The organism is Ruegeria sp. D3 (assembly GCF_056534465.1).
Genome location: NZ_JBQFPK010000040.1, coordinates 1 through 2,510, shown reverse-complemented (window position 1 = coordinate 2,510; position 2,510 = coordinate 1). Strand labels below are relative to the sequence as shown.

Annotated in this window: 2 protein-coding genes; both read right to left on the bottom strand. The window is 53.8% G+C overall.

Translation table 11 applies throughout. The annotated features are described in order from the left end of the window. On the bottom strand, positions 1 to 1,060 hold a 1,060-nt coding region (locus ACR0DX_RS22645), incomplete at its 3' end, for an arginine deiminase (RefSeq protein WP_480847524.1). Further along, positions 1,057 to 2,436, bottom strand: coding sequence for an amino acid permease (locus ACR0DX_RS22640; protein ID WP_480847522.1), 1,380 nt, complete (start codon positions 2,434 to 2,436; stop codon positions 1,057 to 1,059). The genes ACR0DX_RS22645 and ACR0DX_RS22640, both read right to left, overlap by 4 nt. Between the last annotated feature and the right edge of the window lie 74 nt (positions 2,437 to 2,510).

Genomic DNA, 2,510 nt, shown 5'->3' with positions numbered 1-2,510 from the left:
GGGCCACGACGTTATTGCCGTCATCCCACTGTTCGCGCTCGGCCTGGAACTCGTTGCCACCGGTCGAGATGACCTCCAGCGAGTTCAGCCCAAGGGCTTCTTTATAGACGTCGAACAGGTGCCCTTCTTCGACCCTTGCATCGAACAGTTTCTTGTCATCTGGGCGCAGCGAAATGCACGTGATCTGATCCGCGACTTCCGTGAATGCAGTCACTTTGTCGTGGTCAAGACAAGTGAAGACGGTATCCAGATGCATCGCCGCGCGGCTTTTGGGCATTGCGCAGGCAACGACTCTCTCTGCCCCGCCTTTCTCGAATAGTGCCTGCGCGAGAAGGGTAACAGCTTGACTCGTCGTTCGTTCACCCATTCCGATAAACACGGTTCCTTTACCTACAGGCTGTACGTCACCGCCTTCGACTGAGGCATTAGCAAAATCTTCATCGCCATCGCCCCACCAGATATCAAACTCGGATTCCTTAAACATCGGATGGAATTTATACACCGCACGCATCATTAAGGTCTCAGGTTTGCGAGCGGGCCAAAACATCGGGTTCGTTGTCACACCGTTGAATATCCAACACGAAGGATCTCGTTGGAAAAGAGCGTTCGGCACAGCGGGTAATACGAACTCACTTTGGGTGATCAAATCGTCGAATTTTGGGTCAATGGTCCCCTTGGGTAATTCCGCGAATATGATTCCCCCAAGCATGTGGCGCGCGAGATCCGCAGCTTTCATCTCGTCCAGCCAAGCTCTCATCTCAACAGACACGCCAAGGCCAACAATTTTTGGAATGATCAACCGGTCAAGCATGAAAGACCTAGCGCTACTATCACTAAGCACTTCAGCCAATAGATCCTGGATGTCATAGACCTCGACCCCGCGTTCACGCATGAGCGAACAGAACTCTGCATGGTCCTTTCGAGCTTGTTCGACCCATATGACGTCGTCGAACAGCAACTCTTCGCAATTTTTCGGTGTCAGTCGATCATGTGCAAGCGATGGGCGCGAGACGATCACCTTGTTGAGCTTTCCGATCTCGGAATGAACGCCGAGCTTCATGGCAAATCTCCTTTCGAGGCAACAGTTGTCTGAATATCTTCGTCGTCGTTGGCCTGGCTCCAGCGGACCCAAACATGGATGGGAACACCTGCAAGCAGTAATACAGAGCCAATTAGTACGGTTTCCGCTCCGGACCCGATAAAGGCCCATACTGAGTAGATGAAGCCCAGGCCGCCGAGGACAACTACCTTGGTCAATTCCGGACCGTGCAGAACCTGACCACCCTTAAGGCGGATCATGATCTCGGCGACAGAGCAGACCGCGTATGGCAGAAGGCTCGCGACTACTGCAAGTAAAATGACAAAGTTGAACGCGGCAACCAAACCTTGCGCGAAGTTCAGGATGATCAGAACCGAGGCCAATACATTCGATAAAATCAACGCGTTTGCGGGTGTCCCGAATTTCGATTTTTTGCCTAATGCGGCCGGAAATACTTTGTCCAAGGCGGCGCCGTAAGGAACCTGCCCACTGAGCAGGGTAAAGCCATTAAGCGTACCAAAGGTCGAGATAACCGCGCCGCAGGCCACGAGTATTCCGCCGAATGCGCCGAACATGACCTCACCGACAGCGGCGAGCGGTGCTGATGATACTGCCAGAATGTTAGAGGGGATGACGCCCATCGAAACGGCCGTTACCGCAATGTAGACACTGGCCGCGATAATAACGCCGATGATGGTGGCGCGGGGAATGGTCTTTTCCGGTTCTACCACATCGCCAGAGGGCACGGTGGCAGATTCAAGTCCAAGATAGGCCCAAAGCGTCAGTGCCGCCGCTGCGGAAATGGCTGAAACTGCAGTCGTTCCACTTTGATTGACCGGAAGGTAATTTTCATGCTCGATCCAGAAGATGCCCAATGTGCCAATCAATATAAGCGGCGCGAGTTTGAGCACGGTGGTCACGATCTGAACTAAACCAGCGCCTTCGACCCCGCGGATATTAACCAGTGTCAGCGACCAAATCGCGACCAGAGCAGTCGATAGCCCGTACATGGGGACTTCGACGATGATCGGGAAAAGAAAGCCCAGATAGCCGACTAAGGCTACGGCTACGGCCGCGTTTCCCGTCCAGAGTGCAATCCAATATCCCCAGGCAATGATGAACCCTGCAAAGTCACCGAACGCTTCTTGCGAATAGGCATAGGGACCACCGGGTTTGGAAACGACCCGCGACAAGCGTCCGAAAATGATCGCAAGAACCAACGCCCCAGCCGACGTTAAAACCCACCCGCCAATTGCAATTGGTCCAAACGGTGCAAGCGATGCCGGAAGTAAAAACACACCTGACCCGATCATGTTTCCAACGACCAGAGCGATACAAGCCGTCAGCCCAAGGGCACCGGATGTCGATGTTGTCTCTGTGGCGGAGCGATCGGTCATTGCGACGGCTCAGTTCGATGTTGTGTCTGAAGTCTCGGTTGCTGGACCGTCAATCCCCGGATCAGTTATGGCCC

Coding starts and splice junctions, on each gene's coding strand:
- ACR0DX_RS22640 (WP_480847522.1), bottom strand. CDS start 2,436: ATGACCGATCGCTCCGCCACAGAGACAACATCGACATCCGGTGCCCTT.